General features: G+C 39.0%; 10 protein-coding genes and 2 pseudogenes. 4 read left to right on the top strand and 8 right to left on the bottom strand.

Annotated elements, in window-relative coordinates; genetic code table 11:
- Positions 1–41: 41 nt before the first annotated feature.
- A pseudogene (locus V7K48_RS32310) lies at positions 42–1,277 on the bottom strand (glycosyltransferase family 4 protein); the annotation flags it as partial.
- Positions 1,278–1,973: 696 nt separating this feature from the next.
- Here V7K48_RS32310 and psaK point away from each other — a divergent pair.
- The gene (psaK, locus tag V7K48_RS32305) at positions 1,974–2,234 is read left to right on the top strand and encodes a photosystem I reaction center subunit PsaK (RefSeq protein WP_335079027.1); all 261 of its coding nucleotides are present in this window, start codon (positions 1,974–1,976) and stop codon (positions 2,232–2,234) included.
- Between the two features lie 406 nt (positions 2,235–2,640).
- Here the strand turns inward: psaK and V7K48_RS32300 are convergent, their stop codons facing one another.
- From V7K48_RS32300 to V7K48_RS32285, 4 genes and pseudogenes are all read right to left on the bottom strand, one after another.
- Positions 2,641–3,387, bottom strand: coding sequence for a creatininase family protein (locus V7K48_RS32300; protein WP_335079025.1), 747 nt, complete (start codon positions 3,385–3,387; stop codon positions 2,641–2,643).
- A gap of 451 nt (positions 3,388–3,838) precedes the next feature.
- Positions 3,839–4,111, bottom strand: a complete 273-nt coding sequence (locus V7K48_RS32295) for a cupin domain-containing protein (RefSeq protein ID WP_335079023.1) — start codon at positions 4,109–4,111, stop codon at positions 3,839–3,841.
- Between the two features lie 22 nt (positions 4,112–4,133).
- A complete protein-coding gene (locus tag V7K48_RS32290; protein ID WP_335079021.1) occupies positions 4,134–4,493 on the bottom strand; it encodes a Mo-dependent nitrogenase C-terminal domain-containing protein in 360 nt (119 codons plus the stop codon).
- A 625-nt stretch (positions 4,494–5,118) separates the two neighbouring features.
- A pseudogene (locus V7K48_RS32285) lies at positions 5,119–5,374 on the bottom strand (serine/threonine protein kinase); the annotation flags it as partial.
- Positions 5,375–5,456: 82 nt separating this feature from the next.
- On the opposite strand from V7K48_RS32285, the gene V7K48_RS32280 reads away from it, so the two are divergent.
- Positions 5,457–6,770, top strand: coding sequence for an ABC transporter ATP-binding protein (locus tag V7K48_RS32280; RefSeq protein WP_335079019.1), 1,314 nt, complete (start codon positions 5,457–5,459; stop codon positions 6,768–6,770).
- A 988-nt stretch (positions 6,771–7,758) separates the two neighbouring features.
- Positions 7,759–10,440: an AAA-like domain-containing protein gene (locus V7K48_RS32275; protein ID WP_335079017.1), complete on the top strand. Its 2,682-nt coding sequence runs from the start codon at positions 7,759–7,761 to the stop codon at positions 10,438–10,440.
- Positions 10,441–10,617: 177 nt separating this feature from the next.
- Here V7K48_RS32275 and V7K48_RS32270 read toward each other — a convergent pair whose 3' ends face one another.
- The 3 genes from V7K48_RS32270 to V7K48_RS32260 all read right to left on the bottom strand — a co-directional run bounded on the left by V7K48_RS32270 (position 10,618) and on the right by V7K48_RS32260 (position 11,361).
- Positions 10,618–10,746 carry a hypothetical protein gene (locus V7K48_RS32270; protein WP_335079015.1) on the bottom strand — a complete coding sequence of 43 codons (129 nt, stop codon included), beginning with the start codon at positions 10,744–10,746 and terminating at the stop codon, positions 10,618–10,620.
- 60 nt (positions 10,747–10,806) lie between these two features.
- The gene (locus tag V7K48_RS32265) at positions 10,807–11,040 is read right to left on the bottom strand and encodes a hypothetical protein (protein ID WP_335079013.1); all 234 of its coding nucleotides are present in this window, start codon (positions 11,038–11,040) and stop codon (positions 10,807–10,809) included.
- Positions 11,041–11,238: 198 nt separating this feature from the next.
- Complete coding sequence (locus V7K48_RS32260) at positions 11,239–11,361, bottom strand: hypothetical protein (protein ID WP_335079011.1); 123 nt, start codon at positions 11,359–11,361, stop codon at positions 11,239–11,241.
- Positions 11,362–11,385: 24 nt separating this feature from the next.
- Here V7K48_RS32260 and V7K48_RS32255 point away from each other — a divergent pair, with 24 nt between their 5' ends.
- A complete protein-coding gene (locus V7K48_RS32255) occupies positions 11,386–13,257 on the top strand; it encodes an AAA-like domain-containing protein (protein ID WP_335079009.1) in 1,872 nt (623 codons plus the stop codon).
- Positions 13,258–13,348 lie beyond the last annotated feature (91 nt).

Raw genomic sequence — 13,348 nt, 5'->3', positions numbered from 1 at the left:
GTTGACTGCACTAGTTCTTTTGCTATTGAGGCTACTGGTTGTGGCTGCAATAGTTGGATGTAAAGTTCACTCAGTTGATTTGCTACACCATCCCAACTAAACTTGCTTTCAACGCGTTTTCTGCCGGCTTTACCTAATTCGTCTCGCCATTCTGGATTTAAGAGAATTCGGTCGATGGCAGAGGCAAAGGCATCTACATCTTGTGCTGGTGCCAATAAACCAGTTTCTTCAGCAACAACAGTAAACTGAAGTCCGCCGACATCGCTAGCTACAACAGGTGTACCGCTTGCCATCGCTTCAATCGCCACGAGTCCAAAGGGTTCGTAGTGACTGGGAACAACGCAAACATCGGCAGCTGCGTAATAAGTTGGTAAAATATTTTGACTGAGACGACCGACAAAAGTGGTAAAATCGCTCATCCCCAATTCGTTGACGATTTGCTCAATGCGATCGCGTTCTATGCCGTCGCTCTTACCTGGAGTACTACCACCACCAATAATTAGCTGGGGAGTGTTGGAGTCGCGTAACCCAGACTTGTTTACTGCACGCACCAAGGTTTCTATACCTTTGCGTGAGTCAAAACGTCCTACATATAATACAACTTTCGCTTCTTTCTCAATACCCAATTCAGCCCTGGCTGCTTTTCGTGCAATCGAACCAAACCGCTGAATATCTGTACCGCAGGGAATGATGTCGATATTACCTTTAATCGAAACTAGCGATCGCATATGTTGCTGTTCTTGCGGACTTGTCGCCACAATTCGCTCTGCTGTTTCCAAAACCTGTTTTTCCACTTCTAATCGCACACTTGCAATCAGAGGAATATTTTCTATAGTGTTATACTTGACTGCTCCTAAGGAGTGGTAGGTGTGAACCTGTTTACTATCTTGGATTTTATTTAACTCCATCCCCACCCAACTAGAGAGCCAGTAGTTAGTGTGAACTAACTGGTATTTAAAGTCATTTTTTACTTGAAATTTGAGGAAATTATCGACAAATTCTGGCAGATATTCAAAAATATCATCTCGCGGCACAAACTCAAGGGGGCCAGCTTTTAAACGAATAGTTCGACAATTGTCGCTATGTTCAACAATCGAGTCTTGCTCCAGACTCACCTTACGGGTAAACATATCAACTTGCCATCCTAGCTGTGCTAGTGCTTCACCCACGTGGCGCACATAAACATTTTGTCCCCCAGCTTCTTCTTTCCCTATTTCAATTGCCGGGTCTCCGTGGACGGAAATTAAGGCAATACGTTTTTCGGTGGTAGAGTTCATAGTTTGTGTGTTGCTGATTTTAACAAAGTTTTGGGCTGTTCCAAGTTCGTGTATAGCACACTTGCCTGAATTGTTTCAGAACTTTTATTAATATTGATTTTAATTTATTATGTCTAATCTTTATTTACATCTTCTGCCAGAAGTATCTAATTTCTTTAGATATAAAAAATTCCTATATTCATATCTCATACTTTTGATAGATGAAAATTATATTTATTATCTACAATTTTATGTGAATATGCTCTGGGCAACGCACTGGTTCCCCTACGTATATTTTAAAAATCAAATACTGAGTTCTATAGATGAACCCCGATTAATTCTCTTAGCATTTAATAGTAAGGTATAATTTAAAACTAAAAAATGCCTACTTCTCAGATTAAACATCTCCGGAAAAGAATGTAGAGACGCGTTAGCGCAGCGGGAGGGACGTACAAGCTACGCGCAGCGTCTCGTAGAGAAGCCCAGTCCAATTTCGTGTCTCTACAAGGGTTCTAGATAATACATATTTAATTTCACCAGATATTTATTGAAGTTCAAACCACTTACCATAGTCAACTCACCGCGTTGAACTCACGTTGTATTAAGTAGTAAGAATAAGTGTTAAATATTGATGCAAAATTGGGTACTTTCTGGAATTTGCTTCGGAAAGTTTCAGATTATATTTTCAATCATTAATAAATTTTAGGAGCAAATCAGGTGCTTACTTCAACCTTACTCGCTGCTGCAACTACACCTCTGCAATGGAGTCCGACAGTTGGACTGATTATCATTATTGCCAATATTATTGCCATTACCATTGGTAAATCTACCATCAAGTATCCTAACGCAGAACCAAAAATACCCTCAGTCAATTTCTTAGGTGATTTTGGTTTACCAGCCCTTTTAGCAAGTACTGCCTTTGGTCATATCTTAGGAGTGGGCGCTGTCTTAGGGCTGCATAACCTGGGAAGAATTTAGGTTCTTAGCCAAGTTAGCCTTTATTTGATGATTCTTTTGTCTCCAGCTTTGAGCCATAGAGTTAGTTCTCTGGCTCTTTTTATTGAATAGTGCTGTTAAATATGAGAATTAAGATTTTAAAACGCACCAGGTAGTAAAGTAAAGCGCAGAGGAACGCTGAAAATGAATTCCTCTGCGAACCTTTGCATAAACCTTAGCGTCCCTTTGGGTTAAAAAAAGGATATAGCAATATGGTGGGTGGCCAGATTATCTATGAAAAACCCGCCCAGTTCATAGGGCAGGCGAGACGCCTACCCCACAAGAGTTAGTTGGATATTTTTTTATTTGGAAGTCCCTAACTATTCTCAAGATATTTTATCCAGAGACGCAATTTGACTCGCATCTCTACAATGTCTTTCCATGACTTTTATTCAGCGTTCACAAATTCCAAATACCCATTGCTAAGTTCTTTCACCGCCAAGTCATAAAGTTGTTTACCGTGTTCAGGCGTTGCTAAAGCCGGATTTGATCCCATGCGTCCATCTGGATAACGCACTCGAAAGTCAGCTGCGCTATAAATCCTGTATCCGCTTGCAACTTCGGGTGAAAGGGGCGCTTGCTTAATCGCCTCTGGATAAACGTACTGGGTAAGGGCTACTTCACTTGGCGTTGCATGAGAACCTTCTTGATCCCCATATAATTCTTTAGCTAGCTTATATACAGAACCGCACATAAACCAGTTTGCCACTTGACATTGCACCTGTTGGGCATTATTAATCTGTAAATCTTCTAAATGGGCGTAAGTTTCGGAAAAAGCCGCTTTCAGGGTGGCGATGTTACCGCCGTGTCCGTTAATAAAGTAGAACTTGCTAAAACCAGCTTTGGCTAAACAAGTTACATAATCTCGCACTACTAGAATTAAAGTGCTGGGACGCAGACTAATTGTGCCAGGAAAGGAAGTATGGTGTAGTGCCATCCCCACATTGATTGTCGGGCCAACGATCGCACCAGTTGCATCACCCACACCAGCTGAAATCGCTTCTGCACAAATGGCATCAGTGCCAATTAACCCCGTTGGCCCATGTTGTTCTGTGGAACCAATAGGAAAAATTATCCCCTTTGACTGCTGTAAATAAGCTTCGATTTCTTGCCAAGTACTTAAATGCAGTAACATTTTTGATTATTTCCTTCAATAAAATTGCGGGAGAGCAAAACCTTTTTTTGCTACACCGCATCTTCTGTAACTAAACTCCCACTAACACAATTATGAACTGCCAAGATTAAGAGTGGTGGCGATCGCTATCACCAGATCCCCGACTTACTAAAAAAAGTCGGGGATCAATGACTTTCACATTTTTAGTTATCAACCACTAACCGGGGAATAACTTTCTATCAAATTTGGAGGAAATGAGACTATTTATTTCTAGGAATATTATTTAGGGGATGGAGTCGCAACGAGTTTTGATTGATATGGATATAAGCAATTTGCAGATTCTACCACTTTATCCTTCGACACTCGCTGCGAACCTCCATATAGTATAAATCTAAATTAATTTATGAGATGTTGTGAAGCGTTGGTCTTTGGGATCATCAAGTAGATAAAGGGGATCACTTTTATCTATTGACTAATCAAAGTAATAATGTTTTTTCACGTTGCTTGTAATTTCCCATATGCAATACATGCCAGGAGGAAAAATCACCAAATCGCCTTTACCCATTTGCACTGGTTGTCCACCATTAGGAGTAACAACTACATCACCTTCCAAAAAGTAGCAAGTTTCTTGAGAATCATAAGTCCGAGGGAATTTGGAAACTTCCTTTTTCCAAATTTCCCATTTAGAGACACCCAATTCATTCAGGCGTTCTTGTGTAGGTTGATGCTCAATTTTAATTTCCATGTTGTATTTTCTCTAGTTATCTTCAGCAGTAGGATTGAATATCCTCTCCACACTGATCTACTAGATAACACAAAGCCCGAAAACGCAAGTAGACAAGTTCGTTATAAAGCGGATTGAGCTTGCACATTGGCGGAATGTGGCCTATTGTGCGACCAAAAAGCATGATATCACGCTCGAATGGACATTGGGCGGGAATCAGTTTAGCAATAAATTTGGCTAATTTCCGATTCTGAATCTCAATTTTGTCCAGCCATTGACGTAATGGTTGCAGTAGATCTAATTTAGGTAGAGCAAATTGCTTTTTACGGACTGTTTGATCCTTTTCTTCTAAAGAGTTAATAAAAGCAGGCAGAAAAATACGTCGATTTTTTGTTTTCAGCATAGTCGTAGACAAGGTTTTCCTAGTGTAGATGAGCTATTTGCCGATTGCGAATATTACCATGTAATCTGTCTGGTCAATTTGCATTCTGCTTGGAAATTGGAAAGTAAAGTAAGCACAATGCAAAGAATTTACATGCATCTTTGGGGGGAAATTGTTTAACTAATTGTTATTTAAACCCACCAAATCAGGAAGAACTGTCCCGTTAAATACAAAATAACAAAGAAAATATAAACATGGCATTTTTTTAACTTATGGATTGCTCATCTTGGATATAGCAATTTTATATCTTAAATAGAAATGCCTGGTTCTGAAACTGCCTAGTATCTAGAGATGGACTTTGGAGGAGAAGAACAGAGTTTATCTCTGACTCCATATAGACTTCACTAGGATTAGCCTCTGATATTTAGCGATTTTAGGCGATTAAATATTTAATAATCTGTCCAATATGTTACACTAGCTAACTTATATATTTTCTAATAAGTAGCAAGGAAATCCTTTGATAATTTCAAGCAAATATACTTAGAAAGTGTAGCATTGCTGAAAAATATTTGCAAAAAATGCATCGGTTCTCAGGGCGTAAAGCAGTATGCCCCTACTAATATATATCGGGTATTTCCTAAAATGGTATAATCGTCATTCCTAAACTGTATAAATCAATAGAAAAAACTGGTCTACCTGCGGCTTGTTCACTCGGCATATAGTCAGGTGTACCAATCACAATTGAACTGGTAGGATTGCCTTGAGAATTCACCACTGTTCCCATTGATTCCCGTACAGCACCAAAATCAATCAGCACTGGCTTACCATCCCGATAACGCACAATGAATGATGTTATCCGGTTTAATATCGCGGTGAACGATATGTTTAGAGTGAACGTGTATTATGATAGGCGCTAAACTGTCATTAGTCATTTGTCCCTTTTTCAAGCCAATGCCCAATATTCAATGACAATAATTAACAGTTGTGTCTCAAGTTGTTTTAGAAAACGTTTATAAAAGTTTTTCCTCGCGTAAAGGGGAAAGTGTGACCTCACAAACTCAATCTCCTCTCACGCTTGGGGAGAAAACTGATGCAGCGCCAGAGCGTGCGGGAAGTGTCAACGTCTTGCGACGGATTAACCTAACGATCGCAGATGGCGAATTTATGGTGTTGGTAGGCCCTTCTGGTTGTGGTAAAAGCACCCTGCTGCGGTTAATCGCCGGGTTAGAAACGATGACTGGCGGTAATATCTGGGTAGGCGATCGCTTGATCAATGACCTACCACCCAAGGAACGCGACATTGCAATGGTATTTCAAAATTACGCCCTCTATCCTCACATGACGGTGTATGACAATATCGCCTTTGGGTTACGCCGCACGGGAAGCAGAGGAGCAGAGGAGCAGAGGAGTAGAGGAGAAAATACTCCATATCTTCGGACGTGGGCAGAAAATCTTTTTGTGGGTGCGACAAGAAAGTTACCTAAAGGACTGCGCTACATTTCTGACAAAGAACGGGCGGTAAATGAGCAGGTGCGTAGTGTTGCCCAACTGTTGCAAATCGAAACATTGCTGAATCGCTTACCCAAACAGCTATCTGGGGGACAAAGACAACGGGTTGCACTGGGACGAGCGATCGCGCGTGACCCTCAAGTATTTTTAATGGATGAGCCGCTGTCTAACTTAGATGCCAAACTGCGGGCGGAAACCCGCGCCCAAATTGTGAAATTGCAGCGCCAACTGGGGACAACGACAATTTACGTTACCCATGATCAAACAGAAGCGATGACAATGGGCGATCGTATTGCGATTATGTCTGAGGGTAAAATTCAGCAAGTTGCTTCTCCCCTAGAACTTTACAACCGCCCTGCCAACCTTTTTGTAGCAGAGTTCATTGGTTCACCACCGATGAATTTTATTTCTGTAGAATTTCATGCCCCGCAGTTGATTACTCATTCCCAGTTTCGTTTCACCCTGCCAGAAGTCTGGGGAAAAGCTTTACAAAAATATGATGGGAAAACTCTAATTTTAGGTATTCGTCCAGAACACTTAAACTTGAGTATGCCTGCCACCAAAAATCTACCCGTGCAAGTAGATTTGGTAGAGAATCTCGGCAACGATTCCTTTCTCGCTGTTAAGATTGCCGAACCTGGATCTCAACCTGCTACTACAGCCAATTACCTACAAGTACGAATCCCACCAGACCGATTTGTCCAAATTGGTGAGCAGCTTTGGTTATCGCTAAATCCAGAGAAAATTCACTTTTTTGACCCGGAAACTGAGTTAGCAATATTTCCTTAAAATTAATTTCCCATTTAAAAGTCAAGCGTAGGCGTAGCCCGTCGTAGACATCACTTTGTTTGTGGAGATTTATAAAAGCGATGCCTACGGCGGGCTACGCCCAATACGGTTCGGATAAGATCCCCCTGCCTGCGGCGACCCCCTTAAAAAGGGGGTAAAGATTCAGAGAAAGCCCCCCTTTTTAAGGGGGGTTGGGGGGATCTCCGAGAGACAAACATCTTAACCGAACTGTATTGGGGCTACGCCTACGCACCTGTGTACTTGATCGCAGTGCGACAAAGTTTGAAGTACTCCAACACGACTTCGGAGTACTTCAACACGATTTTGAAGTACTTCAACACGACTTTCAAGTACCTCAACACGACTTTCAAGTACCTTAACACAACTTTTAAGTACCTCAATACGACTTTCAAGTACCTCAACACAACTTTCAAGTACCTCAACACGACTTTCAAGTACCTCAATACGATTTTGGAGTACTTCAACACGACTTTCAAGTACTTCAACACGACTTTCAAGTACTTCAACACGACTTCGAGGTATCTGTTGCTTATATAGCAGTCCTAAATCAAACGCGCAGAATTTGAGATCGTTTTAACCCCCCTATAGTCCCCCCTTGGTAAGCTAGGGTGTATACACAAGTCTCAAGTAGTTGATAAATCTCGGTTTTACCCCACCCTAACCCTCCCCTTATAAAGGGGAGGGAACAACATTTTTTTTCTGTTTCCCCCCTTTATAAGGGGGGATTAAGGGGGATAATTCGACTTGTGTGTACACGGTAGCCAAGGCATTGGGGGGACGGCTCAAACATTGAGATCAAAAGTGCGATGCCTGCTCTGGGCTACGCGATCGCCTGATATTGTAGCTTGCTTCTCCTAATTGGTAAATCAAAATTTTCATGCACTTATGAAAGAAACTTCAGCCTTCAAGTAGTATATTGTGTCTTAATTGACATATTACCTGAGTATTAGCCATGTAGCATATAACTATGAACTCGCCTGTTCCCCAAGATTATCAATATCAATTTGGTGGTAGTCTTCCTGCTAATGCACCTACCTACGTCACACGCAAGGCTGATGCAGATTTGTATAACGCTGTGAAAGCTGGAGAGTTTTGTTTTGTCCTCAACTCTCGACAAATGGGAAAATCCAGCTTGCGTGTCCGCACAATGCAAAGGTTACAAAGTGAAGGAATTGCTTGTGTATCTATTGATTTAACCGCAATTGGGACATCAGGGCTAAAGTCTGAACAATGGTATTCTGGGATTATTAATACTATTGCTGGTTCTGAAAGTTTAAACTTAGGTGAGCAGTTTGATATAGATAAATTATGGGAAGAAAATTCCCGCTTTTCTGATGTGCAGATTTTTGGTAAATTTATTGACAAATTACTAAAATTAGTTTCCACACAGATTGTTATTTTTATAGATGAAATTGATAGTGTTCTCAGTTTAAAATTTCCGGTTGATGATTTTTTTGCTTTAATTCGAGCTTTCTTTAATCAAAGGGTTGATAATCCTGAATATCAACGCATTACTTTTGTGCTTTTGGGAGTAGCTACACCTTCTGAGTTAATTCAAGATAAAAAGCGCACTCCTTTTAATATTGGCAAAGGAATTGAATTAACCGGATTTGAATTCGCAGAAGCTTTACCTTTAATCAACGGATTATCTGGACAAACTAGCAACCCGGAAGCCATACTAAAAGCGATTTTAGACTGGACTGGAGGACAGCCATTTTTAACTCAGAAAGTCTGTGAATTTGTCCGTAAATCTGCAACTGTAATTTTCCCAGGTGAAGAAGCTGCTTTTGTAGAGAATTTAGTCAGAGATAGAGTGATTCAGAATTGGGAATCTCAAGATGAACCAGAACATTTTAGAACGATTCGGGATAGAATTTTAAAAAGAGATGAACAAAAAGCAGCATACTTATTAGATTTATATCAACAAGTATGGTACTTAGGCGGAATCGATATTGATAGTAGTATTGAGCAGAGTGATTTACAGTTAGCGGGAATCGTTGTTAAACAAGAGAGTAAATTAAAGGTTTATAATCTGATTTATCAAACTATTTTTAATAATTTATGGATTGAGAAAACTTTAGGCAGTTTGCGTCCTTATGCAGAGAATTATCGTCAATGGATATTATCAGGAAAACAGGATGATTCTAGGTTATTGAGAGGAAATGCTTTAGTAGAAGCTTCAATTTGGGCAAGGGATAAAAGTTTAGGTTTTCAAGATTTAGAATTTTTAGCAGCTAGTCGTAAACGAGAGCGAGAAGAGGAACTAGTAGAAACAGAAATAAAAGCAGAATTAGAAAGGGAAAGGAAAGAAAAAGAAGCAGCAGAAAGAGCTAGACAAATTGAAGCTAAAGCTAAACAGAAAGCAGAAAAGCAATTGATAACTGCTAGAAAAAGAATGCGTTTTGGAGTAATGGTTTTATTTATCACTTTAGTGATTACAGGCTTGTTAGGAATAGCTGCATTTATCAGGCTTGAAACCGCTAACAGAAATACAAATGATCTCAACCAATCAATTGCTAAAATTAGAGAACTATCAACGGTGGCTTCTCAACTTCAACAAAAAGGGGAAACGAACCAAGCCAATCAGTTTTTAAATATTGCAGGTTTGGTTTTGCAGGGTAAAATTAATAATCCCAAGTTAAAAGAGGCTTTATTATATAGTTCTCTGGTTTTAGGATATCAATATCTAGTTGATCAAAAAAACGAGGTAAATAAAAAAAATGATTTAAAAAATGCTGAAATATATTTTAAAAAAATTCTACCAGAATTATCAAAACTAGAAAATGAAGTTGAGAATAATTCAAATAATTTAGCGACTTTAGTTTATATTAACTATGTTAAAGGTAAATTAGAAGAACGCTCAGATAAAGTTAGGGCTTTAGCAGATTACAAAAAAGCATTTAAAAATATCAAAAGTCTAGAATCTCAGTTTAAGTCTAATCTTGATCTATTTACTTTAGACCCAAATATTCTCTACAATGGCAATGCTGATATTGTGGCTTTGCTTTATCGTCAACTTAAAGAATTAGACGGCTCAAACCCAGATTATGATAAATATTTAAAGGAACATTTATTAAATGAATTAGACTATTTGATGCAGCAGCAAAGATGGAGGGAAGCAGATAAGAAAAATTGGCAATTTATTCTCTATTCAGCAGGAAGAAAAAAAGAAAGTTTATTATACCCAATTGATGTCATAAACTTTAAGTGTGATAATTTGAAACAGCTAGATAGACTTTGGGTTAAGAACTCTCAGGGGTATTTTGGTTACAGTGTCCAGAAAAAAATATATTTGGCTAGTGGCAATTCTTTCGATTTTGATTCTGAGAAGGGAGAATCGAGAAATTGGAATAGGAAAGAGTATAATAATTTTACAAATGAGGTGGGATGGAGAAGAAATGATGGGAAGTTGAGAGGATATGAGGAATTACCCATGAACCTTAAGGAAGAGGATGGAGTAAATTTGGAAGGACAGTACAGGAGAATGGTATCAAAGGCGGGAGAATTACCGACGTATTTGTATGCGGTAGGAACCAATGCAGAGGAGTATACAAAAGTGCTGAGTATAGGAGATGATGAATACTATACGAGATTATTAGAAACGTATAGTCCTCTCTTTTTGCAGAGACTTGTAAATTGTAACAGATAAGGCTTTCCGAAAATTATAAATATTTATTCTGGGAAAATTTCTCAGACAATAATAAGACTTTCGGAGATTCGATACCTGGCACCAGGCAAGGAAAAAAATAGTTTAATATCATAAAAATTCCCAAATATAAATGTTTTGAGCGATAAATGCAGACACTGCTCCTATCTTCATCTCAAATCATTGATTGTGATCTCGGAAAATCACCCCTGCAACTTGCGAATTATAACAATTAGTAAAAATAAATTTTTCAGCTACATCAATAATTTCTGGATTATTTGCCCCCCAAATATCCCAAGGTAATTGCATCTGTCCAAGTGATGCTTTTTTACATTTGCCCTTAATTACTTTCGGCAAAAATTGATTACCCTAAAAATAGTGTTTTTCTATTTTCGCTTTTGGTTTATACTTTTTACAAAAAAACCGATATTTAGCAGCACATTCATTTAAAGTTTTACCCAACGTCAAAAAAGCCGGATGCCAAGTTGTTAAACCATCATCCCCAAGTCGGTCATAGATTCCATAATTACTAAAATCATAGAAAAAGCCTTCTTGCATTCCCGCCGCTTTCGGATTGGCGTGAATATACCGCAACGTATTCAATGCCCGTTGATGGTCACTGTTTAGGACTTACGCACTCACATCGACCAACCTCCCCCTAAAAAGGGGGCTTAAGAAGTTCCCCCCTTTTTAAGCTACGGTGTACACATAAATCTGAAAATAGCTGAAGAAGACAGGTTTTACCCCACCCTAACCCTCCCCTTTACAAGGGGAGGGAACCGGAAATCTTATTTCCCCCCTTTATAAGGGGGGATTAAGGGGGGTGATACGACTTGTGTGTACACCGTAGTCCGAGTAGTGACGCGATCGCTGTATCCTAGTTTTAAGTCGCGCTGCGATCGTGGCATAAGAAGAATTTGTCATCCTCTAATTCTCCCCATAATATCTATGCCCTTTAACATTTTTTCTAAACCCCCAAAACCTGAACCCGCAGAGATAACTGGTTTAATCAAAATATCGGGATGTGATAACCCTAAGCGGTGCGGGGATGTGATTTTTGTTCACGGGTTAGGTGGCCATGCACGAGGAACTTGGCATCCGCAAGAACTACGCAACGATGATAATTTTTGGTTAACGTGGCTTGCACAAGAAAGACCAGATTTAGGTATTTGGTCTTTTGGCTACAAAGCTGAACCCTTTGAGTGGAGAGGGTCAACAATGCCACTCTTTGATAGAGCTAGTAATTTACAAGAATATTTAGAAGTTTATGATATTGGAAAATACCCAATAATTTTTATCGCTCATAGTATGGGTGGATTATTAGTCAAAGAAATGCTGCGTAATGCTCAGACTTTTCAAAAGAAAGCAGTTATTCAACAGACAAAAGGCATTGTATTTCTATCCACTCCTCACACTGGTTCTCATCTCGCTAATTTAGTCGATAAAATTGGTATTTTGGCACGGACCTCTGTTAGTGTTAATGAATTGAAATCACATATTCCCCAACTGCGTCAACTTAACGAGTGGTATCGGCAAAATGTTGATTCCTTGGAAATTACTACAAAAGTTTATTATGAAACGAAGCCCACTCAAGGTTTTTTAGTTGTAGACCCAGATAGCGCTAACCCAGGCATCAAAGATGTCCAACCTACCGCTACAGATGACGACCATCTTTCTATCACCAAGCCAAAATCACCAGAGAATTTAGTCTACAAGGGAGTGAGTCAGTTTATTAAGCAACAATTGCTAATTAATCTAGACATTGTTGAACAATCAACACCAAAAGTCAAACAGAACAACTCCTCAGTGATTTTTGAAAATACTGATGGTCAAGTTCCTCTTAACTCCCCCTTTTATACCGAGCGTCCAGAGGTGGAAATTAAATGTTATGAATCCATCCTCCAACCAGGCGCGTTAATCCGCATCAAAGCGCCGCAAAAGATGGGTAAAACTTCTTTAATGAGCCGTATTCTTGATCATAGTAAACAAAAAGGTTATCGCACAGTTTCTCTTAATTTATGGAGTAAAGAAAATCTTACTGAACTCAAGAATTTCTTACAAGCATTCTGTGCAACTCTGAGTTATGAATTAGGACTAGAAGATAAAATAGATCAATCTTGGAAAAGACGCTTAAGCAGTCAAGTTAACTGCACTAATTATTTAAAAGACTATTTATTAAAAAATACTAATACTCCCCTAGTATTAGGCTTAGATGATATTGATAAAATTTTTCCTTATCCCAAAATTGCTCAAGAATTTTTTGCTCTACTCCGAGCTTGGCATGAAAAAGGTAAAAACGAAGAAATTTGGCAAAAATTGCGTTTAGTAATTGCTCATTCTCAAGAAGTATATGTTTCCTTAAATGTCAATCAATCCCCCTTTAATGTGGGTTTATCTATCGAAATCGGAGAATTCAACGCCACACAAATAAAAGAATTAGTCCAACGACATAAATTAAATTGGTCAGATACACACATCGAACAATTAAGGGGAATGATTGATGGTCATCCTTATTTATTAAGGATTGCCCTTTATCAAATTGCCACAGGTAATTTAACTTTAGAACAATTTCTGAAAATTGCTCCCACTGACGAAGGATTATTTAGAGGCTTTTTACATCCCTATCTTTCACTGCTGGAAGAAGATATATTGTTAAAAGCAGCGCTCCAAAAAGTGATCAAGAGTGATATTCCTGTGAAGTTAGACTCTGCACAAACTTTTAAATTACGCAGCTTGGGCTTAATTAAATTTAAAGGAAATGAAGTTCAATGCCTTTGTAATTTATATCGCCTTTATTTTCGAGAACGCCTATCCGAATGATTACACCCAGCTTGAGAGGATGAACCATCAATAATTAGTGGTAAAATGATTAGCGATGTCTACGACGGGCTACGCCTACGCAGCACCAACG

The organism is Nostoc sp. (assembly GCF_036919615.1).
Classification (GTDB): Bacteria; Cyanobacteriota; Cyanobacteriia; order Cyanobacteriales; family Nostocaceae; genus Nostoc.
The sequence above is the reverse complement of the archived record's forward strand: the minus strand, read 5'-3'. Positions and strand labels throughout refer to the sequence as shown.

Excerpts from the sequence above, each read along its gene's own strand:
- V7K48_RS32300 (WP_335079025.1), bottom strand. The coding sequence starts at position 3,387 with ATGTTACTGCATTTAAGTACTTGGCAAGAAATCGAAGCTTATTTACAG.
- V7K48_RS32295 (WP_335079023.1), bottom strand. The coding sequence starts at position 4,111 with ATGGAAATTAAAATTGAGCATCAACCTACACAAGAACGCCTGAATGAA.
- V7K48_RS32290 (WP_335079021.1), bottom strand. The coding sequence starts at position 4,493 with ATGCTGAAAACAAAAAATCGACGTATTTTTCTGCCTGCTTTTATTAAC.
- V7K48_RS32275 (WP_335079017.1), top strand. The coding sequence starts at position 7,759 with ATGAACTCGCCTGTTCCCCAAGATTATCAATATCAATTTGGTGGTAGT.
- V7K48_RS32270 (WP_335079015.1), bottom strand. The coding sequence starts at position 10,746 with ATGCAATTACCTTGGGATATTTGGGGGGCAAATAATCCAGAAATTATT.
- V7K48_RS32260 (WP_335079011.1), bottom strand. The coding sequence starts at position 11,361 with ATGACAAATTCTTCTTATGCCACGATCGCAGCGCGACTTAAAACTAGG.
- V7K48_RS32255 (WP_335079009.1), top strand. The coding sequence starts at position 11,386 with ATGCCCTTTAACATTTTTTCTAAACCCCCAAAACCTGAACCCGCAGAG.